A 20,898-nucleotide genomic window follows, 5' to 3' on the forward strand; every position below is an offset into this window, starting at 1 on the left:
GACAGACGCCTGCCGTCTTTGCACGGCCGTCGGGTGTTCTCCTCGACCCGCACACCTCTCCGCTCGGGAGCTGTCCCACCGAACCCGGAGAGGGTGGCGAGTAATTAATGGATAACCAGTAACAGCAATCCAATAATTAATCGCCACAAATCGGGCAAAGAGGCGACGCATCATAATGACTGTTAAGGTGCGTAAGGACTTACGCTGGTGTAGTCCACGTACTGTGCCGCCTGGTCAGGACTCTCGGGGCGTCAGGAGGGCGTCGGCTGGTACGTCGCGCGGGCTGCGGCGACCTCGGCGGCCTGGCGCTCGCGCCAACGCTTCTGCGCCTCGCGGTTGCAGGTCCGGCAGACGCGTCGGTAGCGGCCGGTCGCCGGCTCGATCTCCCGCTCGTGCCCGTTGCGGCACAGCGGGGCCTGGCGGCGTTCTCGGCAGGTGTCCGCGTGGCGGAGTTGGCGCAGGTGCGTCGGCTCGATGCAGTCCGGCACTGCACAGTCGTGGTGGATCTCCAGCGCCGGGTCGTAGTCCCCGACGAAGACCACGTAGGCCGCAATGTGTGCCCAGGCCCGGCCCGCCAACTTCTGGTGTACGCCCCGCCGGGTGCCGTAGCCACGGACGACGAGGCATCCGCTGTCGGTGCGGGTCGAACGGCTCAGCAGGTACGCCCGCAGCGTGTCCTCGGTGAAGTGTCGGGACAGGCCGGTGATCTGGGACAGCACCCGGTCAGGGTACGGCGGCGGTCACCAGCGGGGGACCGGCGATCCGTGGGCCGGGGTGTCAGCGGGACGGCGACGGCAGGCAGTAGATGTCGCCGGAGTTGGCCTCGTGCGGCAACTCGGTCAGGTACGCCGCCATCTCCTCGGCGGTGGCCCAGCGGCCGAGGGTCAGCTCCTTGTGGTCGCCGAGCGCCACGTCGAAGCCGCCGAAACCGAGCGCGGTCAACCGGTCCAGGCAGCGCAGCGCCACCTCGCGTTCGATCGTGGTGAACTCGAACGACAGCGCGGGCAGCGTGCCGCTCAGCCCGGCCAGCACGGCGTCCTCGAAGCCCTCCACATCGATCTTGGCAAAGGCTGGCGTGCCGTGTTCGGCGATGAGGGCGTCCACGGTGGTGACCGGGACCTCGATCTGACCGTCCCAGACCTGCCCCTCCCAGCCGCCGGCCCCGGCCGCCGCACTGACGAAGTCGGTGGAGGCGGTGGAGACGGTGGGGTTGGCGGAGTTGACCAGGAAACCGATCCGTCCCGGTTGTGCCCCGCAGGCCGCCTCGACCAGGGTGACCTGGTCGTCGTCGGCGTAGATGGTGCGCAGCGCCCGCAGGCACAGCGGCTGCGGTTCGACCGCGACGACCCGGGCGCCGAGGCGGCGGAAGCTGCCGATGTGGTCGCCGACGTGGGAGCCGATGTCGAAGACCAGGTCGCCGGGTCGGACGAAGCGGGCGTAGAAGGCGTCCATCGCCGCGTCCCGCCCGGGGTCGCCGTAGTAGACCTCCAGCGACCGGCGTAGCCCGGCGGTCGCCGGGTCGGCCTTGAGCGCCTCGACCGCAGCGGTGTGTGTACCCATCGCAGCACCCTAACCCGCGCGCTCCGCCGAGGTGGCTCGGCTCGATGACGCCCGTCACCCGGCGTGAACGCGGGCGCCGAGAGGACACGTCGGTCGTCGCCTGCTGGCCGCCTTCGACGACCACCGCACGGGAGTTGACGACGCGCGCCCGGCGCGCTAAATAAGAAGACAGAAAGTTGAGTCGCCAAGGCTCAACTACTTCCGAACCTTCGGCGCAGAGGACCCGAGGAGGCACGAGATGCTGATGCGCACCGACCCGTTCCGTGAGATCGACCGGCTCGCCGAGCAGTTCTTCGGCACCACCAGCCGCCCGGCGGTCATGCACATGGACGCCTACCGCGACGGCGACCACTTCTACGCCGCCTTCGACCTGCCGGGAGTGGACCCGGACAGCATCGACTGCACCGTCCAGCGCAACGTCCTGACCGTCCGGGCCGAGCGTCGCCGGCCCGCCGGTGACACCGTCGAACTCGTCGCCGCCGAGCGCCCGATGGGCGTGTTCAGCCGGCAGCTCTTCCTCGGCGACACGCTCGACACGGACAAGCTGGAGGCCGGGTACGAGAACGGCGTGTTGACGTTGCGGATCCCGGTGGCCGAGCGGGCCAAGCCGCGCAAGGTCACCGTCAGCGCGACCGGCACCGGCCGACGGCAGATCAACGCCTGACACCCGTGACGGCCGGGCGGGAGGTGTTCCCGCCCGGCCGCGTGCGGCGGCCGTACGGTCCGGCGGTGTGCGATCATGACGCGTCGGCGCGCCTGTTCGTCATCCTGAAACACGACTGAGAACATTTTTCGCATGCGTTCGACCGAGACCCCGGTGTTGTACCGCCCGCCGGCCCATCCCGCCCTGCCCGGGGGGCCGATGGCCGTCACCGACGCGTGGCTGCGTAACCGGCGGTTGAGTGAACACACCCGTGACGCGTACCGGCGGGACGTCGCCGGCTGGTTGAGCTGGTGCGACGCCCGCCACCTGGACCCGCTGCGGGCGAACTTTCTGCACGTCAACGAGTACGCGCGAACGCTGGAGAGCACCCTGGCCGCGCGGACCGGCAAGCCGCTGACCCCGGCGACCGTGGCCCGCAAGCTGTCCGCGATGTCCAGCTGGTACGACTTCCTGGTCAAGCTCCAGGCGGTGCACGCCAACCCGGTGTCCGACGCCGACCGGCCCCGCATCGACCGCGACCATTCGAGCACGGTGGGCCTGGCCCCCGACGAGGTGGACGCGCTGCTCGCCGCCGTCGAGACCGACACCGGGCCGACCGCCGCCCGCAACCGCGCCGCCGTCACCCTCCTGGCCGACCTCGGTCTGCGGGTGGGGGAACTGGTCTCCCTGGACGTCGCCGACCTCGGCACCGAACGCGGACACCGCAGCGTGCGCTTCACCGGCAAGGGCGGCAAGTCCCGCCGCCGGGCCCTCACCCCCTCCACCGCCTACGCCGTGGACGCCTACCTGACCCAGCGCGCCGCCGAGCAGGGCGTGGCGGCACACCAGCTCACCGGGGCACTGCTGGTCACCGCCAGCGGCGCCCGACTCGACCGGCACTCGGTGTTCCGGCTGATCCGGCGGCTCGCCCGGGACGCGGGCATCCCGGCGTGGGCCCGCCTGTCGCCGCACTCGCTGCGGCACGCGTTCGCCACCACCGCCCGCGCCGAGGGCGTACCGCTGGAGGACGTGCAGGACGCGATGGGGCACGCCGACCCGCGTACCACCCGACGCTACGACCGCGACCGGCACAACCTCGACCGCGATCCCGCGTACGCCATCTGGGCCGCCCGGGCCCGCCGCCGGACCTGACGCGGCACCGGACGGCTTTCCGCCCGCCGACGCGCCCGATTCTCTACGGTCGGATGGTGTGGGCGAGGCGCAGCCGTGGAGCAGGCCGGCCCGGCGACGCCACCCGGTCCGGGTCGGACTCGTCTTCGCCGGCGCCGGTGTGGCGCTGTGCTGCATCGGTGTCGCCGGTCTCGGCGCCTGGAACGTGCAGGTGGTCACCCAGGCCGCCGGCCCGGTGCGGGAGACCGCCGAGGGGTTCCTGCGGGAGGTGACCACGGGCGACACCGACAGCGCGTACGAGCGGCTCTGCGCCGACTCGCGCAGCAGGTGGAGCGAGCTGGGCTTCACCAGTTGGGTCCGCACCCCGCCGACCGTGCGCGACTACGAGATCGTCGACGTGTCGGTCGCCACCGACCGGGGCAAACCGCACGGCACCGTCACTGTCCGGCTGACCCGCGAGAGCGGCGCCACCGAGCAACGTGAACTGTCGGTGGTGCGGGAGGACGGGTGGCGGGTCTGCGGCGACCCGTACTGATCTCATACCCCCGCCGGCTCGACCAGCCGACCGTCGCGCAGCACCAGCACCCGGTCGGCCATCTCCACCAGCGTCGGATCGTGCGTGGCCACCAGCGCGGTCATTCCCCGCGCGTGCACCAGCGCCCGCAGCAGGTCCATCACCGCCCGGCCGGTCTCCGAGTCCAACTGGCCGGTGGGTTCGTCGGCGATCAGCAGCTCGGGGTCGTTGGCCAACGCGCGGGCGATCGCCACCCGCTGCTGCTGTCCACCGGACATCTCGTACGGGCGTTGCGTGGCCTGCCCGCCCAGCCCGACCAGTTCCAGCAGCACCGACACCCGTTCCTCGCGTTGCGCGGCCGGGGTCTTCGCCAACCGCATCGGCACCCCGACGTTCTCGGCGGCGGAGAGGATCGGGATCAGCCCGAAGGACTGGAAGACGAACCCGACGGTGTCCCGGCGCAGCCGCAGCAGTTCCTGCTCACCGGCGGCGGTCACCTCGCGACCGGCCACCCACACCCGTCCCGACGTGGGCCGGTCCAGGCCGCCGATCAGGTTCAGCAGCGTGGTCTTGCCGGCACCCGAGCGGCCCCGCACCGCGACCAGCTCACCGCGACCGGCCCGCAACGACACGTCCCGTACCGCGTGGACCATCCGGTCGCCGCTGCCGTAGTCGCGGCACAACCCCTCGACGCGTACCAGGTCCTCGCTCACGTCGCGTCCCTCCCGTCGCCCGCGCGGACCTGCACGTGGTCCGGCTCCAGGGTCAGCTTCACCCGGTCCTTCAGCGCCAACGCGTCGACGAACCCGGCGGGCAGCTGCATCCGCCCGGCCCGGTCCAGCACCGCGTACTCCTCGGTGACCAGTTCCTCCACACCGTCGACGCCGACCCGCGCGGTGCGGTGCACCTCCGAGGCGGTCCGCCCGTCGCGGATCGAGACGGTCCGACGGACCTGCGTGGCGACCTGCGGGTCGTGGGTGACCACCACCACCGTCACGCCCAACTCGGCGTTGATGGTGCGCAGCGCCCCGAACACCTCCGCCGCCGTCGCCTCGTCCAGCTCACCGGTCGGCTCGTCGGCGAAGAGGACCTCCGGGTCGTTGGCGACCGCCACCGCGACCGCGCACCGCTGCTGCTCACCGCCGCTCATCTGCCCCGGCCGACGGTCCGCGCAGGAGCCGACGCCGACCATGTCCAGCAGCTCCGTCGCGCGGCGCCGACCGGCCCGGCCACCCCGACCGGCCAACCGCATCGGCAGTTCCACGTTCTCCCGCGCCGACAGGTACGGCAGCAGGTTGCGGCCGGTCTGCTGCCACACGAACCCGACCGTGTGCCGCCGGTACCGCAGCCGCCTGCGGGCCGACATGGTCAACAGGTCGTAGCCGGCCACCCGGGCGATCCCGGCGGTCGGGGTGTCCAGCCCGGACAGGATGTTGAGCACGGTGGACTTGCCGGACCCGGAGGCACCCACGATCGCCACCAGCTCGCCCCGGTCCACGACCAGGTCGAGCCCCTGCAACGCGACGACCTCCACGCCCTCACTGGTGAAGATCCGCACCAGGCCGTCGCAGACGATGTGCCCGCGCAGCCGGTCCGCGCCACCGGCGCGGGCGGCGGCACGCTCCGCCGCCCGACGCTGCAACGTCGCCAGATCCGGCCCCGGCTCCACCACGGTCATGCCGGCTCTCCGCTCCGCCGCGCGCCGGCGTGGGACACCGGTCCACGATCCGCTCGCTGACGCTCGCTCACGGGTTCTCCTCTCCCAGGCGCAGCACCTCACCGAGGCGCATCCGCCGGTTCACCAGGTTCTCCACCACCAGACCGGCCAGCAGGCCGAGCACCACCAGCACCAGCACCCCGCCCACGACCAGCGGATCCAGATGGTCGCGGATCGGGACCCCGGGGGCGAACGCGGCCAGCCCCAGGGTCGGACCGAGCAGCCGGGGCAGGGCGACCCCCACCGCCGCGCCGGTCGACGCCGCGACCACCACCAGCGGCACCAGCTCGTACACGAGAAGCCGCCGACCGCCCGCCGCCGACAGTCCCAGGGTGCGCAGCCGCGACAGCGTCCGCCCCCGACCGGCGGCGTCGGCGACCACCGCGAACCCGACGGCCAGGACCGCCAGCGCGGTGCCACCGGCCGCACCCACGGTGAACGCCAGGGTCAACACCTCGTTGGCCCCGGTACGCTCCAACCCCTCCCGGTACGCCTGCCGGGTCTGGAGGGCCGCCGGCACCTGGGTCCGCGTGACCTCCCTGCCGAGCACGTCGGACTGCCGCCGCCGCTGCGTCTCGTCGGCCACCGCCAGCAACCGCGCCTCGTCCACGCCGTCGGTGGCGAGCAGGTACCGGTTGGGCACGATCGGGGTGTACTCGTACTCGGGCAGCGCCTGCCACGGCAGCACCACGAACCGCTCGACGCCGAGCCCCACGCCGGGGAAGGCGTCGGCGATGCCGGCGACCTGGAAGGCGTACCACCGGCTCTGCACGTCGGCCACCGCGCCGTCGCCGATCTCCGCCGCCACCCGGGGCGAGACCACCGCCGGCACCGGCCCGTCCCCACGGGCCGCGTCGCGCAACGCGGCCGGCACGTCGACGTCCACCCCGCTGCGCGCCACGACCTCGGCGAACGCCGGGGCGTCCACCACCAGCACCCGGGCCTGACCGAGCTGACGTGCCCCCGGGCCGCTCTCGGAGAGCAGCCGCCGGTTCGACTCCACCCAGACCCGGGCCGCCGCCTGCACCCCGGGCACCGTCCCGATCTCGTCGGCGGCGTCCGGGGCGAAGGTGTAGCCCGTCAACCAGGCGTCGGCCGGGATGCTCAGGGTCGCCGCCCGGTCCCGGGCGTCGGCCACCGTGGTCGTCACCACGCCGCCGAAGACGCCGGTGCTGACCGCGACGATCAGCACCGCCAACGGCCCCCACGCCACCGGCGCACCCCGACCGGCGCGGGCCACGCCGAGGAACAGCATCGCGCCCCGGGACCGCGTGGCGAAGCGGCCGACCAACCGCAGCGGCCACGGCAGCAACCGGATCGCCACCAGCGCGGCGGCGACCGCGACCAGCACCGGCACCGCACTGAGGTACGCGTCGACGCCGCCGGCCACGTCCAGGCCCCGACGGCGCAGCAGCACCACGCCGAGACCGGCGAGCACCAGCACGCCCGCCTCCAGCGTGAGCCGGCGTGCGCTCGGGCGCTGCGCCACCACGTCCGCGCGGCCGGCGACCACACCGACCCGCCGGTACGCGAGCACCGCCAGCACCGGCACCACGACGGTGGTGAGTACCGCCAGCACCGGCACCAGCCAGGGCACCCCGGTCGAGCGGCCCGGCACCGCCGCCCCGGCCAGGGCACCCAGCAGCACCGCGAGCGGCTGCACCGGCACCGCCTCGGCGAGCAGCCGGCGACCGATCGTGGCCAGCGAGGCACCCCGCGCCCGCAGCAGCGTGAGTTCCGCCCGTCGGCGCCGGACCGCGAGCCGGGCCGCCAGCACGATCAGCCCGAGCAGGCTGGCGAGCAGCCCGGTCTGCACGACGGCCAGCAACGCCCGCACCGACCGCAGCGCGTCGGCGAAGCGCACCAGCGCGGTGTCCAGCGAGGTCTGCACCAGCGCGCCCGGGACCGTCTCGGAGCGGCGGGTCTCGGCCACCGCCGCGGTGACCGCGTCGAGCACCCCGGTGTCCAACCGCCGTTCGTCGAGCCGGTACCGCCAGCCGCTCACCGCCGGCACCCCGGCACCGGCCGAGACCACGTCCATCCCGGCCCAGTCGGTCACACCCGCCACCACGTACGGGTCGCCGTCGAGCAGTGGCACGGTCGGGCTCAGTGCCTGCCGCAGGTCGTCCCAGACCGGGTCGGCGGCGTCGCGCGGCGTGAACACCCCGACGACGCGTACCCGGGCCTGCCGGTTCCCGCCCCCGAACCGCAGGTCGGTGCCGGGCCGCAGGGACAGCGTCTCGGCCACCTCCACCGACACCGCCAACTCCGCCGGGCCGCCCGCCTGCGTACGCGGCCACCGCCCGGCGGTCACCTCGACCGCCTCCTCGACGCCGGTCTGGGCGCGTACCCCGAACAGCTTCCGCGCCCCGCCGTCCATGGGTGGTGCGTCGCCGTACGCGAGCAGGTGCTCCGGGTCGATCGAGGACGCGTACCACCGGCGGTCCACCAGGCCGGGCAGTGGCTGCGGCAGCGCGGCGGCGTACCGGTCCAGCTCGGCCTGCCCGGCGGCGGCCGGTGCGGGACGCGCCACGCCGAAGGAGATGTCACGGACCAGGTGCGGCAGGTGCGCGACGTCGGCGCGCAGCCCCCGGTCGGCGTACCCGTCGGCGAGGCGCGGCGCGGCGGTCACCAGCATCGCCGCGACCAGGCCCAACAGCGCCAGCAGCGCCACCTGGCCCGCGTACACCCTGATCCGGCCCGTCATCGGGTCGCTCCGTCCGTGACGGTCAGGCGACGGCGCATGCCGGTGGAGACGGCGGCGCTGAACGCCAGTGCCAGGGCGAGCAGGCCCACGCCGGTGGCGAGCACCGGTGGCCAGTCGACGCTCAGCAGCGGTGGTGGATGGGGGCGTTCGGCGGACGGGGTCAGGATGACCAGGGGTGCCATGGTCGCGGCCACCCCGACGCCCACCAGCAGGCCGACCAGCACCCCCATCCCGGCAAGGAAGGCCTGCTCGGCCAGCAGGGAGCGGGCCACCAGGCGCTGACCGGCGCCGAGGGTGTGCAGCACCGCCAGTTCGGTGGCCCGCCGCCGCGCGGTGGCGCTGACGTCCACGGCCACGCCCACGGCGGCCAGCAGCACCGCGGCCAGCGCGGCGGCGAAGAGGGCACCTCGCGCGCCCACCCCGAACGGGTCGCGGGCCAACTCGGCGGCGACGTCCTCGCGGGCCAGCACGGTCAGGCCGCCGAGCGCGACGGCGGCCTCGGCCACGCTCTCCGTCGCACCGGGCCTTACCGCCAGCCACCACTCCTGCGGTGACCGGACGAGACCGTGGTCGTGGAAGAGCCGGGCACCCAGTGAGGGCAGGTCCACCAGCAACGCGGCGGCCTCGGTGTCACCGGGCAGCGCCGCCACGGCGTCGACGACCACCACGTCCACCTCGGCCCCGCCCAGGAACAGCCGGGTCTGCGCACCCACGTCCAGGCGCAACGCGTCGAGGGCCGCCGTGGTGGCCACCACCGGCACCCGGGTCGGGGCGGCGGTGCGTGCCACGGCCAGTTGCACCGGCGTACTGCGGGCGAACCAGCCGCCCGGCACGTCCCGCGCGTAACGGGCGGTCAGTCCGGCGTCGGAGGCGGTCGACCCGGTGGCGGCACCAGTCCGGTCGACCAGGTGCCAGGCGCCGTCCCCGGTCAGCACGACCGGGGTGCCGGGGGATCCGTCCGGGCTGGCCCGCAGGTCGGACAGCCGCCAGTCGAGGCTCATCCGTGGCGCCCCGAGGGTCTCCGTGGCGAAACCGGCCAACCGCCACGGGCCGGGACCGGTCGGCAGGTCGACGGCGAACCGCAGCGGCGTGCCGTCCCGGTCGCCGGAGCCCAGTGCCAGCCTGCGGTGCGTGCCGTGCGGGTCGAGCAGCACCACGTGGTGGCGCACCGGGGAGTTCGTCTCGGTGTCGGCGATCCGGGTGCTCACCTGGCCGGTCAACCGCCGGGTGCCCGCCGGCAGCACCGTGCCGGGAGCCTCGACCCGGCCGGCGGTGAGCGTGTCGAGCAGGTCGGCGGTGGAGCCGCCGGCCAGGTCGGCCCGCAGCCGCACCACCGGGCCGGCGGCGTCGGCGTCGACCGCCAGCATGGTGGCCGGGGCGGCGGCCGGCCCGAGTCGTACCGTGTCGCGCCAGGCCGGCAGCGGCACCTGCACGCCCGGCAGCCCGGCGAGTCGGTCGGCCCGCTCGGCGGCGGCTGCGCCGTTGACCTCGGTGAGGCGCAGATCGGCGCCGACCAGGTGCGCTGCCTGGTCGTCCAGCGACCGGCGGGAGGTGCCGGCCAGGGACCAGGCGAGGGTGCCGACCGCGACGGCGAGGGCCAGCAGCAGCACCGGGCCGGCGTGCGGCCGTCGCCCGGCCTGCCAGGTGCCGAGCATGACGGCGGTCCACGGTTTGCGGTCCACCCACCGTTCGGCGAGCCGGACCAGCGGCGGCAGCAGACGCAGCGCCAGCACCGCGCCGGCCAGGACCCCGAGCGTGGGTGCGGCGGCCAGCAGCGGATCCACCCCCAGGTCACCGCCCCGGGACCGGGACAACGGTGAGGAGTAGCGGCTGAGCTGATACCAGGCGAGCAGGGCCAGCCCGACCAGCAGCACGTCCAGGCCGGCCCGCTGCACCATGCCGCGACGGCGGGGCCGGGACCGGCTGGCCAGGTCGGCGACGTAGCTGTCGCCCCGGCGCAGGCTCGGCCCGATCATCGCCAGCGCGCAGCCGGCCGCTGCCGCCCCGGCGACCAACCACACCGTCGCGCCGGGCACGACGTCCGGCCGCAGCGACACCGCGCTGAGCCACGGCAGGCGGCCGGCGAGCCCGAGCACCTGCCCGGCGAGCAGCGGCGCGAGCACCGCAGCCGGCAGCACGACCAGGGTGGCCTCCCGGGCGGTCAGCCCGGCCAGTTGCCGCCGGGCGGCACCCCGGGCCCGCAGCAGCGCGGTCTCGCCCCGGCGGTGCTCGGTGAGCAGCACGGCGACGAGCAGCAACGCGTACCCGCCGAGTACCACCACCAGCAGCATCGGGGTGACCAACGCCGACCGGCCGACGAGGGTGGCCTGTTGCAGCCGGCGTACCAGGGTGGCGAGGTCGCTGGTGGCCATCGCCGACTCGCCCAGTCCGGCCTCGGCCGGAGTGCTGGTGGTGATCCGGCCGGCGGCCTCGGCCACCTGGTCCAGGGCGGCGGGGCCGACCGCGGTCAGGTCGGGTTCGACCAGCCAGCCGGCGGAGGCGTTGGGCAGGAAGTGGGTGACGAAGTCCTCGCGCGCCACCGTCATCGGCCCGTACGTGGCCGACTGCGGCAACGCGCCGGTGGCAGTCTCGGGTGCCAGCCGCCAGTACGCGGCGTCCGGGTCCAGCGGCGTGAACAGCCCGGTGACGGTCACCTCGGTGATCTGTCCGGTGAGCCCGTCGGTGATCGGGACGCGGTCACCGACGTCGACCCGGAGGGTGCGGGCCGCCGCCTCGGCGAGGGCGGTCTGCACCGGGTCCGCTCCGGCCTGCGGCCAGGTCCCGGCGGCCAGCCGGGCGTGCGCGGGCAGGTCGTCGAGGAACATCACCGACGCGTACGTGGTGCCGGTGCGGTCGGCGACGGCGTTCCCGGTGTCGCCGCGCAACTGCCGTCCGGCCGCGTACCCGGCGGCGGTGACCTGCGCGGGCAACCCGCCCAGGTCGGTGTCGACCTGGGCGCGCAGTGCGGCGTCGCGGTCGCGCAGCGCGTCGGCGGTGCGGCCGGCGGAGGCCCGGACCAGCAGCGACCGTTCCGCCGCGGTGGCCTCGGCGAGCACGTTGCGGGTGCCCGAGTCGACCACGTCCCGGTTGTAGGCGGCCAGGCCGGTCAGGGCGAGGGTCGCCACCAGTGCCGCTCCGGCCGCGGCGAGCAGCAGGCCCCTCGTGCCCCGGGCACGCCGCCACGCGAACCTCATCCGTCCTGCACCCCCGCCGGTACGCGGGCCGGTGCGGCCCGTGTGCGCTTCTCGTCACGCACCAGAAGCGGCAGGCCCCCGGAAAAGGTTCGCAGCAGTGATCGTTTCGTTATCCGACGCCTCGGCGGCGGTTCAGGAGTCGGCGCAGGCGGTGGCGCGTGGACCGAGGTCGCCGTTGCGGTGGTGGCGGCGGCACAGCACCTGGTATCGCACGTCGGCGTCGTCGACGGTGTCGCCGATCACCACCTGCTCGCCCTCGCGGACGATCCGCCCGCCCGCGACCCGGGCGTTGAGCAGACCCTCCCGGCCGCACCAGCAGAGCACCTCGACCTGGATCCGGGCCACCGAGTCGGCCAGTTCGAACAGCCGTCGGGCGGCCGGGAAGAGGCAGGACCGGAAGTCGGTGGCCAGTCCGAAGGCGTACACGTCGACGTCGTAGCTGTCGACCAGGTCGGCCATCTGCTCGACGTGCTCGACGGAGTAGAAGCTGGCCTCGTCGCAGATCAGGTAGTCCACCCGTACCCCGTCGGCCCAGGCGTCGCGGACCAGGGCGCGCAGGTCGAGCGCATCGGTGACCTCGATCGCCTCGTGCGCCAGCCCGATGCGGGTGGTGACCTGCGGGCCCAGGGAACGGTCGATGCGGGTGGTGACCAGTCCCCGGCGGCCCTGCCGGGAGTGGTTGTAGTTCATCTGCAACGCCATCGTGGACTTGCCGCAGTCCATCGGACCCCAGTAGAAGCGCAGCGCGGCGGCGTGTGCCGGCCGCCCGTCGACGCCACGGGCGGCCACGCACCCGGCCGACGGATCGCCCGGACCGGCCATCCGGGGGCGGGCCAGGCAGGTGGGTACGGGGTCTCCGGCGCTCGTCACGGACCGGCAGCCTAGCCGATCGACGGCGCCCACCGGTCCACCGACGGCCCGCCGGTGTGCCTCACAGCACCCGTGGCGGCGTGTTGCCGGCGGCCACGATCGCCCGCCGGATCGGCACCGCCAGCAGCAGCAGGAACCCGACCACGAAGAAGATCAGCAAGGAGACCAGGCCCACCCGGTAGGAGTTGGTGAGCTGGAACACCAGACCGAACGCGAGCGGCCCCAACCAACTGGTGCCCTTGTCGCTGATCTCGTAGAAGCCGTAGTACTCGCCCTCCTTGCCGGCGGGGATGAGCTGGCTGAACAGCGATCGGCTCAGCGCCTGGCTGCCGCCGAGGACCAGGCCGATGGCGGCGCCGAGCACCATGAACGGCACCGGTGCCTCGGCCGGCAGCCGGAACGCGCCGAGGATCACCGCGGTCCACAGCACCAGGCTCAGCAGGATCGTCTTCCACGCGCCGATCCGCCCGGCCAGCCAGCCGAGGCCGAGCGCGCCCCCGAACGCCAGGAACTGCACCAGCAGGATCGTCACGATCAGGGTGCTCTGGTCCAGCCGCAGTTCCTCGGTGCCGTACTGGCTGGCCAGGGTGATGACGGTCTGGATGCCGTCGTTGTAGACCAGGAACGCCAGCAGGAAGAACAGCGTCAGCGGGTACGCCTTGATCTCCCGCAGGGTGCGGCCCAGTTGCCGGAAGCCGTCGGTGAGCACGTTGCCGCCGGGACCGGCGGCGACCGCGGCGGCGGTGGGACGCTCGCGCAGCCAGCGCAGCGGCACCAGGGTGAACACCGCCCACCACACGCCCGCCGACACGATGGACCAGCGGGCCAGGTCGAGGGTGCGTTCCGGGGTGCCGTTGTCGAACGACTGCACCGCGACCAGGTTGAACGCCAGCAGCAGGCCACCGCCGAGGTAGCCCAGCGCCCAGCCGCGACTGGAGATGCCGTCGCGTTCGTCCGGCCCGCCCAACTGCGGCAGGAACGAGTTGTAGACCACGATCGCCGCACCGAAGCTGATGTTGGCGATCATGAACAGGGCGCCGCCGAGGAGGTACCGGTCGCCGGTGACGAAGAGCATCCCGATGGTCGCGCCGGCGCCGGTGAACGCGGTGGCGGCCAGCAGCCGCTTCTTGTGCAGCGACCGGTCGGCGATCGCGCCGATCACCGGCAGCACGAAGACGGTCAGCAGCACCGACAGCGAGATCAGGTACGGGTAGTACGAGCCGGCGGCCACCTTGATGCCCAGCGGGTAGACGTACCCGCTGCAGTCGTCGGCGCCGAGTTCGCACCCGGCGGCCATCTTGGCCACGCTGGTCAGGAACGGCCCGAGGAACACCGTGATGACGGTGGTCTGAAAGGCCGAGTTGGCCCAGTCGTAGATGTACCAGCCGGTGCGCTCGCGACGCGTACTGGCGGGTTGCGGGGTGTCGTCCTGCGCGGCAGGAGTCGCCGTCTCGGCCATGTGGGGTCCTTTGCCCGGGGTGTTCAGGCGGCCCAGTGGCCGCGGCTGCGGTAGACGTCGCGCAGCACGCCGACGTGGTCGGTCATGATGCCATCCACACCGAGATCAAGTAACTCGTGCATCTCGTCAGGTTCGTCGATCGTCCAGACGTGCACCTGCACGCCGAGTCGATGGGCGGTGCGCAGCAGGCGGCGGTCCACCACCGGGATCCGGCCGAAGCGCACCGGCACCTGGGCGGCCACCACCGACGGCGGTAGCCGCAGCGGCCGACCGGTCAGCGAGGACCAGCGCAGCCGGGCCACTCCGCGTACGCCGAGGCTGGTGGCGACCCGACCGTGGGTGAGGGCGCGCAGCCGGGTCAGCCGGGCGTCGCTGAACGAGGCCAGCAGCACCCGGTCACCGGCGCCGGCCCGCGCCACGGTGGACACCGTCGGCGCCACGCCCAGGTCGGACTTCACGTCGATGTTGAAGCGCACCTGCGGCCAGGCGTCGAGCACCTCGTCCAGGCGGGGCACGGCGGCGGCCCCGCCGACGCGTACCGTGGCCAGGTCGGCCCAGCGCAGCGCGGAGAGCCGGCCGCGCTGCCCGGTGAGCCGTTCGAGGGTGTGGTCGTGGAACACCACCGCGACGCCGTCGGCGGTGCCGTGCACGTCGGTCTCCACGTACCGGTAGCCCAGCTCGACGGCGCGGGCGAAGGCGGCCGTGGTGTTCTCGTCGCCGTCGCCGGCACCGCCCCGGTGCGCGAAGGCCAGCGGCGTCGGGGCGTCGAGGTACGGGTGACCGGAGGGCACGCAGCGCAGTATGCCCGCCGCCGGTGGCCTGCGGACGACCGACCGGTGACCGACGGGTGCCCGTCGCCGGTGCCGGATTCCGGACAGCGATCATCCTAACGCGCTGCGCGACGGTCACCATGGGGCAGTGATGCCGTGGCAGCCGTTCCCACAGCCCGGGCCGCCGACGGCGCCCCGGTCGACGCTGACCGCGCACCCGGTCGATCCGCTGCCGCCCCGGGTCACCCCGCCGGACCAGTCGCCGCAGCCGCGCCGGACACCCGCCGGCGCCTGGTTGTTCGTGGCGGTGGCGGTGGCCGGCGGGAGCCGGTGGGGCGCCGGACTGGTCCGAGGGTGGGCCGCCGACCTACCCACCGCCGACGGGGTGCCGGGGCTGGCGGCGGAGCTGCTTCGCGTCCTGCTCTGGGCGGTGACCTGGCCCCGGTGGGAGCTGGCACCGGCGCAGCCTCCGATGGTCGGTTACTGGATCTCGGAGAACCTGCGCACGCTGCTGTTCGTCGCCGGCACGGTGTGGCTGCTGCGCTGGCTGGCGGACCGACCCGCGCCGTCTGCGGTCTACCGGATGTGCGCGGTCGTCGGCGTGGTCGGCGTGGCCACGGTGCTCGCCGCGTTCGGCGGGGCGCTCGTCGGCATGCTGCTCGTGCCCGACGATCTCGTGTTGTCCAGCGACCCGCAGCGGTGGATGAGCGTGACGGTGACCGACGCGCTGCAGGCCGGGCTGTTCTACGGCCCGCTGCTGGCGGTGGCCGCGACACGATCCGAGGCGCGTCCGCGCCGGGTGGACGGGGGTTGGCCGGGATGACCGCACGGACGGATCCGCTGGTGCCGGGGCAACGCCCGTCGCCGCCGCCGGTGCACAGTGAGGCGACCCGCTACCTGTGCGTGGCCGCGCACACCGACGAGCGGTTCGCCGAACGGGTGCTCGACGAGGTGCTCGGCGACGAGTTGCGGGCGGTGGCGCCCTCGGTGGGCTTCGACGTCTCGCCGGTGCTGCGGCACTGCCTGGTGGCCCGCCACCGGCGTCGTCGCCGGGACCTGCGGCTGTTGGTCTTCGGTGGCCTGGCGGTGCTGCTCGCCCCGCTGTGGACCCTGTTGGTGATCGGCGCGATGCGGGTCGGCACCTCCCTGACTCCGTTCCGCCCGACCCGGGAGCGGATGCTCGGTCCGCTGCTGGGCATGATCGTCGTCGCGCTGAGCGCCCTGGTGCTGCTGATCCAGTTCCACCTGGTCACCGTCGTGGAGTCCAGCCCGGCCGGGTGGCTGGTCGGGCGACCGTGGCTGGCGTTGCCGGCCGGGATCGCCGCGTTCCTGGCACTCGCGATCCATCTGCACGGCACCCGCTGGCTGCTGCTGACCCGGTTGCGGCGGGACCGGTTCCTGGCGACGGCGCCCGACGAGGTGTCCCTGCCGTCCCGCTACGCCGACCGGCTGGCCGCCGTCGACGAGGCCCAGCACGGCAACGTCACCGTCTACGGCGGGTACGTGCCGTTCGTCGGGCACGGCACACCGGTGGCCGGATGGTCGTTCGCCCTGCCGATCCGCCCGGCCGAGCACGTCACCGGGCTGAGCCGACCGGAGCCGGCGCCGTTCACCGTGCTGGAGCTGATCGACCACGTACGCGGGCGGCTGGCCTCGCTCGACGCCGGCCTGGGGGCGGACCGGCTGGCCGGGCTGACGCTGGAGGACCGGGTCTTCGTCGGCGGCCACCTGCTGACCGGGGACCACCGGTTGCTGCCGGACCAGGAACGGGCGCCGCGTCAGCGCTTCACCCCGGAGGAGATCCGCCAGGTGGCGGCGAACCCGCAGGGCGCGGCCCGGCACTACCTCTGCGCGCTGGTGCCGTCCTGGGGCGCGGAGGTGGTGGCGGGCACGTTCCTGCACTTCTCCACCGACGGGAAGCTGCTCTATCTGGAGTGCGCCCGCACGGTGCTGGAGCCGCCCCGGTGGGCGTACCACGAGGTGGACCGGCTGACCGACTGGATGTCGGCGCGGCAGTTGGTGCAGATGCTCGCGGTCGCCACCGACCGGCTGGTGCCGACCGCCGTCGGTGCCGCCGGCCGGTTGCTGACCGACCTGGGTCACGCGCTGCGGCACCGGGCGCGACAGGCGCGGCTGCGGCGGTTGGCCCGTGAGGACCTCGGGTACGACCACGGCGCCCGGGTCGGGGTGCGGGAGTTGGCGACCGGCACCGACTACCACAACTACTTCCAGGTGCTCGACGCGGCGAAGCACCTGAAGGTGGTGGAGCGGCACGTTCTCGCCGCGATCGTGGATTTCCTCGACGAGCGGGGCCTGGACACCGCCGAGTTCCGCAGCCGCCAGACGATGATCCTCAACCAGGGCATCGTCCAGACCGGCGGCCTCAGCGTGGTCGGCAACCAGGCGGTGGGGTCCGGTGCCCGGGCCGAACAGCACGGCCAGCCGCCACCGGCCGGTGGCGGTGAGCGGCCACGGCCGGTGTGAGACACAGGGGAGAGGCGCATGTCGGAGACGTCGGCGAACTACGGCATCCAGCAGTCCGGCGGGGTCAGTCAGGTCGGTAACCAGGCCGTCGGCCCGGGTGCGTCGGCGGTCGGCGGCGCGCTCTGGGCCACCGCGCCCGGCGTGGACGTCCCGGCGCTGGTGACCCGGCTGGTGGAGGTGCTCGACCGGCACCGGGACGAGTTGGACGAACCGGCCCGCGCGGTCGCCACGGAGCTGCGGGCGCAACTGGCCCGGCCGCATCCGGAACCGGCGCGGGTGACGGCGTTGCTGCAGCGCCTGGCGGCGCTGGCGACGCCGGTCGCGCCGGTGGCCTCGGCGGTCACCGAGGTGTTGCGCGCGATCCAGCAGGCCGGCTGATCCGGCCTCGCCACCCGCCGGACAGCGGCGCGCACCGGGCGGTGGCGGTCAGCCGGGGGCGGGGCGGCGTCGGTGGGAGCGGCTGGTGTCCACCGGGCGGCCCGGGTCGACGTGCCGGGGCCGGTCGGGTTCGTCCCGGCGCAGCGGCACGAGGGTGTCGGTGAGGGCGTCGATGATCCGGTCGGTGGCCAGGCGGGCGACGCCGGGCGTACCCGGACGCAGGTCGGTCAGGTCGACCGGGTCGCCGAAGTGCACCCGGACGGTGGGACGGCGGACCAGCGCGCGGGCGACGCCGCCGAGCAGACCCTTGGGCGCCTGGTACGGCAGCACCTCGTGCGAGCCCCACTGCGCCACCGGCACGACGGGCGCGCCGCAGGTCAGCGCCAGACGGGCGGTGCCGGTCTTGCCGCGTTCGGGCCACAGGCCCGGGTCGAGGCCGATCCGTCCCTCTGGGTAGACCAGGATCGGCGCGCCTGCGGCGACCGCGGCGGCGGCGTCGTCCAGGGCCCGGTGGACGCCGGTGGTGCCCCGGTCGACCCGGATGTGCCCGGCGCGGCGCATGGCGGCGCCGATCACCGGGGCGCGGAACAGCCCCCCGGTGGCCATGATCCGGGGCGCCACCCGCCGGCTGCGGCAGGCGGCGGCGAGCACGATCGGGTCGAACGGGCTGAGGTGGTTGGCGGCCAGGATCAGCGGCCCGTCGCGCAGGTGCGCGGGGATGGCGCCGGTGACCTCCAGCCGGGCCAGCGCGCCGACCACGACGCGGGCGAGCAACTGGGCGGTACGCCAGATCAGTGGCGGCTGCCAGGGGGAGTGGGCGTGGTCCACAGCCGGTGATGGTCGCACGGCGGGAGCCACCGGTGCCGGACAGGGGGGTCGCACGGCAGAGGTGATCAGGGTCATTGGTCCCGGGACGGTTCGGGTCGCCAGCCCCTACCTTACGTCGTACGACGGGCTGTAGTATTTACTACGTCTCGTAGTATCAGCAGCCCTGGGGGTCGCAGGTGGACGCGTTGGACGTCGCCCGCTGGCAGTTCGGTGTCACCACCGTCTACCACTTTCTCTTCGTACCGCTGACCATCGGACTCTCCGTCCTGGTCGCCATCCTGCAGACCCTCTGGCACCGCACCGGGGACGAGAAGTACCTCAAGCTCACCAAGTTCTACGGCAAGCTGTTCCTGATCAACTTCGCGATGGGCGTGGTCACCGGCATCGTGCAGGAGTTCCAGTTCGGCATGAACTGGAGCGACTACTCCCGCTTCGTCGGCGACATCTTCGGCGCCCCGCTCGCCATCGAGGCACTGGTCGCCTTCTTCCTCGAATCCACCTTCATCGGCCTGTGGATCTTCGGCTGGGACCGGCTGCCGAAACGCCTGCACCTGGCCAGCATCTGGGCCGCCGCGATCGGCACCAACCTGTCGGCGTACTTCATCCTCGCCGCCAACTCGTTCATGCAGAACCCGGTCGGCTACTGGATCAACCCGGAGACCGGGCGCGCCGAACTGACCGACTTCGTCGCCGTGCTCACCAACAAGGTCGCCCTGATCACCTTCCCGCACACCATCGCCGGTGCATTCCTGGTCGCCGGATCGCTGCTGGTGGCGGTCGCCCTGTGGCACCTGATCCGCCGCCCCGACAGCGAGGACACCCCGGCGTACCGGTTCGCGGCCCGCTTCGGCTCCTGGGTCACCCTGGTCGCCGCCGCCGTCGTGGTGATCACCGGCGACATCCAGGGCAAGATCATGACCGAGGTGCAGCCGATGAAGATGGCCGCCGCCGAGGGCCTCTACGACACCGAGAGCCCCGCCTCGTTCTCCGTGCTCACCATCGGCAGCCTCGACGGCAGCCGGGAACTGTTCGCCATCAAGATCCCGCACCTGCTGTCGTACCTGGGCACCGGCGACCCCAACGGCACCGTGCACGGCATCAACGACCTCCAGGCTCTCTACACCGCCCAGTACGGCCCCGGCAGCTACACGCCGATCATCCCGGTCACCTACTGGAGCTTCCGATTCATGATCGGCTTCGGGCTCGCCGCCGCCGCCATCGCGCTGCTCGTGCTCTGGTCGCAGCGCAGGGGGCGTACGCCGCGCGGCAGGTGGCTGCTCCGCGCCGGCCTGGTCATGCCGGTCCTGCCGCTGCTGGCCAACTCCTTCGGCTGGATCTTCACCGAGATGGGCCGCCAGCCCTGGATCGTCTTCGGCGAGATGCTCACCCGCGACGGCGTGTCCCGCAGCGTCTCCCTGGGTGAGGTGCTCACCAGCTTCGCCGCCTTCACGATCATCTACGCCGTCCTCGCCGTGGTCGAGGTGAAACTGCTGATCCGGTACGCGAAGGCCGGCGTCCCCGACGTCACGCCCGACCCGGAACCCGACGACACCGACGACGACGCGGACCGCCCGCTCGCGTTCGCCTACTGACCCGGAGCCCCACCGTGGAACTGACCACCATCTGGTTTCTCCTCGTCGCCGTGCTGTTCACCGGCTACTTCATCCTGGAGGGCTTCGACTTCGGCGTCGGCATGCTGCTACCCGTCCTGGGACGCGACGACCGCGAACGCCGCGTCATGATCAACACGATCGGGCCGGTCTGGGACGGCAACGAGGTCTGGCTGATCACCGCCGGTGGCGCGATGTTCGCCGCCTTCCCCGAGTGGTACGCCACCCTCTTCTCCGGTTTCTATCTGCCGCTGCTGCTCATCCTGCTGGCCCTGATCGCCCGGGGCGTCGCCTTCGAGTACCGCCACAAACGCCCCGAGGCGTCCTGGAAGCGCCGCTGGGACAACGCCATCGTCTTCGGCTCGCTCATCCCGGCGATCCTGTGGGGCGTGGCCTTCGCCAACATCCTGCGCGGCGTACCCCTCGACGCCGACCACGAGTTCGTCGGCGGACTGGTCGACCTGCTGCACCCGTACGCGCTGCTCGGCGGCGCGACCACCGCGGCGCTGTTCGCCACCCACGGCGCCGTCTTCATCGCCCTCAAGACCGTCGGCGACATCCGGGGCCGTGCCGCCACCCTCGCCGTACGCCTCGGCGTGGTCAGCGCCGTGCTGGCGGTCGCGTTCCTCACCTGGACCCTGACCATCCGCTCCAGCCCCACCGCCGTGGTGCTCGCCACCGGCGCCGCCCTGGCGCTGCTCGGCGGTCTCGCCGCCGCCCGCGTCCGTCGTGAGGGCTGGGCCTTCACCGGCACCGCGCTGGCCATCGGCCTGGCCGTGGCGACCCTGTTCGCCGCCCTGTTCCCCATCGTGATGCCCTCCACGCTGGACCCGGCCGGCACGCTGACCGCCACCAACGCCGCCTCGACCCCCTACACGCTGAGGATCATGACCTGGGTGGCGGTGTTCTTCACCCCGATCGTGCTCGCCTACCAGGGCTGGACGTACTGGGTCTTCCGCAAGCGCATCGGCGTCACGCACATCCCGCAGCACTGACCGGATCGGCCCGGGACCCCGCGTCCCGGGCCGATCCG

18 protein-coding genes are annotated in these 20,898 nt (G+C 73.4%); 8 read left to right on the forward strand and 10 right to left on the reverse strand.

The genetic code is table 11. The features are described from left to right. Positions 1-251 precede the first annotated feature (251 nt). Together HUT12_RS18000 and HUT12_RS18005 are read right to left on the reverse strand one after the other, a co-directional pair. A complete protein-coding gene (locus HUT12_RS18000) occupies positions 252-719 on the reverse strand; it encodes an HNH endonuclease (protein ID WP_176094124.1) in 468 nt (155 codons plus the stop codon). A 58-nt stretch (positions 720-777) separates the two neighbouring features. Beyond that, positions 778-1,560 carry an FkbM family methyltransferase gene (locus HUT12_RS18005; protein WP_176094125.1) on the reverse strand — a complete coding sequence of 261 codons (783 nt, stop codon included), beginning with the start codon at positions 1,558-1,560 and terminating at the stop codon, positions 778-780. 238 nt (positions 1,561-1,798) lie between these two features. On the opposite strand from HUT12_RS18005, the gene HUT12_RS18010 reads away from it, so the two are divergent. The 3 genes from HUT12_RS18010 (at position 1,799) to HUT12_RS18020 (ending at position 3,869) form a co-directional block, all read left to right on the forward strand. Next, positions 1,799-2,224: an Hsp20/alpha crystallin family protein gene (locus HUT12_RS18010; RefSeq protein WP_131054182.1), complete on the forward strand. Its 426-nt coding sequence runs from the start codon at positions 1,799-1,801 to the stop codon at positions 2,222-2,224. Positions 2,225-2,356: 132 nt separating this feature from the next. After that, a complete protein-coding gene (locus HUT12_RS18015) occupies positions 2,357-3,355 on the forward strand; it encodes a tyrosine-type recombinase/integrase (RefSeq protein WP_131054181.1) in 999 nt (332 codons plus the stop codon). Between the two features lie 58 nt (positions 3,356-3,413). Beyond that, complete coding sequence (locus HUT12_RS18020) at positions 3,414-3,869, forward strand: hypothetical protein (protein ID WP_176094126.1); 456 nt, start codon at positions 3,414-3,416, stop codon at positions 3,867-3,869. A gap of 2 nt (positions 3,870-3,871) precedes the next feature. Here the strand turns inward: HUT12_RS18020 and HUT12_RS18025 are convergent, their stop codons facing one another. The 7 genes from HUT12_RS18025 to HUT12_RS18055 all read right to left on the reverse strand — a co-directional run bounded on the left by HUT12_RS18025 (position 3,872) and on the right by HUT12_RS18055 (position 14,586). Further along, positions 3,872-4,561 (reverse strand): ABC transporter ATP-binding protein, encoded by a 690-nt coding sequence (locus HUT12_RS18025; RefSeq protein WP_176094127.1) that lies wholly within the window; start codon positions 4,559-4,561, stop codon positions 3,872-3,874. Then, the gene (locus tag HUT12_RS18030) at positions 4,558-5,526 is read right to left on the reverse strand and encodes an ABC transporter ATP-binding protein (protein ID WP_131054178.1); all 969 of its coding nucleotides are present in this window, start codon (positions 5,524-5,526) and stop codon (positions 4,558-4,560) included. Before HUT12_RS18030 ends, HUT12_RS18025 begins: the two co-directional genes overlap by 4 nt. Before the next feature lie 67 nt (positions 5,527-5,593). Then, positions 5,594-8,272, reverse strand: a complete 2,679-nt coding sequence (locus tag HUT12_RS18035; RefSeq protein ID WP_176094128.1) for an ABC transporter permease — start codon at positions 8,270-8,272, stop codon at positions 5,594-5,596. After that, on the reverse strand, positions 8,269-11,466 hold the full coding sequence (locus HUT12_RS18040) for an FtsX-like permease family protein (RefSeq protein WP_176094129.1): 3,198 nt from the start codon (positions 11,464-11,466) through the stop codon (positions 8,269-8,271). The genes HUT12_RS18035 and HUT12_RS18040 overlap by 4 nt, the downstream gene beginning before the upstream one ends. A 132-nt stretch (positions 11,467-11,598) precedes the next feature. Continuing rightward, complete coding sequence (locus tag HUT12_RS18045) at positions 11,599-12,288, reverse strand: thymidine kinase (RefSeq protein ID WP_176095847.1); 690 nt, start codon at positions 12,286-12,288, stop codon at positions 11,599-11,601. Positions 12,289-12,397: 109 nt separating this feature from the next. Further along, positions 12,398-13,795, reverse strand: a complete 1,398-nt coding sequence (locus HUT12_RS18050) for an MFS transporter (protein WP_176094130.1) — start codon at positions 13,793-13,795, stop codon at positions 12,398-12,400. A 23-nt stretch (positions 13,796-13,818) separates the two neighbouring features. Beyond that, complete coding sequence (locus HUT12_RS18055; protein ID WP_176094131.1) at positions 13,819-14,586, reverse strand: glycerophosphodiester phosphodiesterase; 768 nt, start codon at positions 14,584-14,586, stop codon at positions 13,819-13,821. 130 nt (positions 14,587-14,716) lie between these two features. Here HUT12_RS18055 and HUT12_RS18060 point away from each other — a divergent pair, with 130 nt between their 5' ends. Genes HUT12_RS18060 through HUT12_RS18070 form a run of 3 tightly spaced genes read left to right on the forward strand, consistent with a single transcriptional unit; the run spans position 14,717 to position 17,427 of the window. Continuing rightward, complete coding sequence (locus HUT12_RS18060) at positions 14,717-15,388, forward strand: hypothetical protein (RefSeq protein ID WP_176094132.1); 672 nt, start codon at positions 14,717-14,719, stop codon at positions 15,386-15,388. After that, a complete protein-coding gene (locus HUT12_RS18065) occupies positions 15,385-17,049 on the forward strand; it encodes a hypothetical protein (protein ID WP_176094133.1) in 1,665 nt (554 codons plus the stop codon). Before HUT12_RS18060 ends, HUT12_RS18065 begins: the two co-directional genes overlap by 4 nt. Before the next feature lie 18 nt (positions 17,050-17,067). Further along, a complete protein-coding gene (locus tag HUT12_RS18070; RefSeq protein ID WP_176094134.1) occupies positions 17,068-17,427 on the forward strand; it encodes a hypothetical protein in 360 nt (119 codons plus the stop codon). Between the two features lie 48 nt (positions 17,428-17,475). On the opposite strand, the gene HUT12_RS18075 is transcribed toward HUT12_RS18070, so the two are convergent. Next, on the reverse strand, positions 17,476-18,255 hold the full coding sequence (locus tag HUT12_RS18075) for a lysophospholipid acyltransferase family protein (RefSeq protein WP_254876871.1): 780 nt from the start codon (positions 18,253-18,255) through the stop codon (positions 17,476-17,478). A gap of 176 nt (positions 18,256-18,431) precedes the next feature. Between HUT12_RS18075 and HUT12_RS18080 the strand changes: the two genes are divergently transcribed. Beyond that, the gene (locus tag HUT12_RS18080) at positions 18,432-19,847 is read left to right on the forward strand and encodes a cytochrome ubiquinol oxidase subunit I (RefSeq protein ID WP_176094136.1); all 1,416 of its coding nucleotides are present in this window, start codon (positions 18,432-18,434) and stop codon (positions 19,845-19,847) included. Between the two features lie 14 nt (positions 19,848-19,861). Continuing rightward, positions 19,862-20,860 (forward strand): cytochrome d ubiquinol oxidase subunit II, encoded by a 999-nt coding sequence (cydB, locus tag HUT12_RS18085; RefSeq protein ID WP_176094137.1) that lies wholly within the window; start codon positions 19,862-19,864, stop codon positions 20,858-20,860. Positions 20,861-20,898 lie beyond the last annotated feature (38 nt).

This window comes from Verrucosispora sp. NA02020, from assembly GCF_013364215.1.
Lineage (GTDB): Bacteria > Actinomycetota > Actinomycetes > Mycobacteriales > Micromonosporaceae > Micromonospora.

Excerpts from the sequence above, each read along its gene's own strand:
- HUT12_RS18070 (WP_176094134.1), top strand. The coding sequence starts at position 17,068 with ATGTCGGAGACGTCGGCGAACTACGGCATCCAGCAGTCCGGCGGGGTC.
- HUT12_RS18040 (WP_176094129.1), bottom strand. The coding sequence starts at position 11,466 with ATGAGGTTCGCGTGGCGGCGTGCCCGGGGCACGAGGGGCCTGCTGCTC.
- HUT12_RS18035 (WP_176094128.1), bottom strand. The coding sequence starts at position 8,272 with ATGACGGGCCGGATCAGGGTGTACGCGGGCCAGGTGGCGCTGCTGGCG.
- HUT12_RS18010 (WP_131054182.1), top strand. The coding sequence starts at position 1,799 with ATGCTGATGCGCACCGACCCGTTCCGTGAGATCGACCGGCTCGCCGAG.
- HUT12_RS18065 (WP_176094133.1), top strand. The coding sequence starts at position 15,385 with ATGACCGCACGGACGGATCCGCTGGTGCCGGGGCAACGCCCGTCGCCG.
- HUT12_RS18030 (WP_131054178.1), bottom strand. The coding sequence starts at position 5,526 with ATGACCGTGGTGGAGCCGGGGCCGGATCTGGCGACGTTGCAGCGTCGG.
- HUT12_RS18015 (WP_131054181.1), top strand. The coding sequence starts at position 2,357 with ATGCGTTCGACCGAGACCCCGGTGTTGTACCGCCCGCCGGCCCATCCC.
- HUT12_RS18060 (WP_176094132.1), top strand. The coding sequence starts at position 14,717 with ATGCCGTGGCAGCCGTTCCCACAGCCCGGGCCGCCGACGGCGCCCCGG.
- HUT12_RS18005 (WP_176094125.1), bottom strand. The coding sequence starts at position 1,560 with ATGGGTACACACACCGCTGCGGTCGAGGCGCTCAAGGCCGACCCGGCG.
- HUT12_RS18045 (WP_176095847.1), bottom strand. The coding sequence starts at position 12,288 with ATGGCCGGTCCGGGCGATCCGTCGGCCGGGTGCGTGGCCGCCCGTGGC.
- HUT12_RS18050 (WP_176094130.1), bottom strand. The coding sequence starts at position 13,795 with ATGGCCGAGACGGCGACTCCTGCCGCGCAGGACGACACCCCGCAACCC.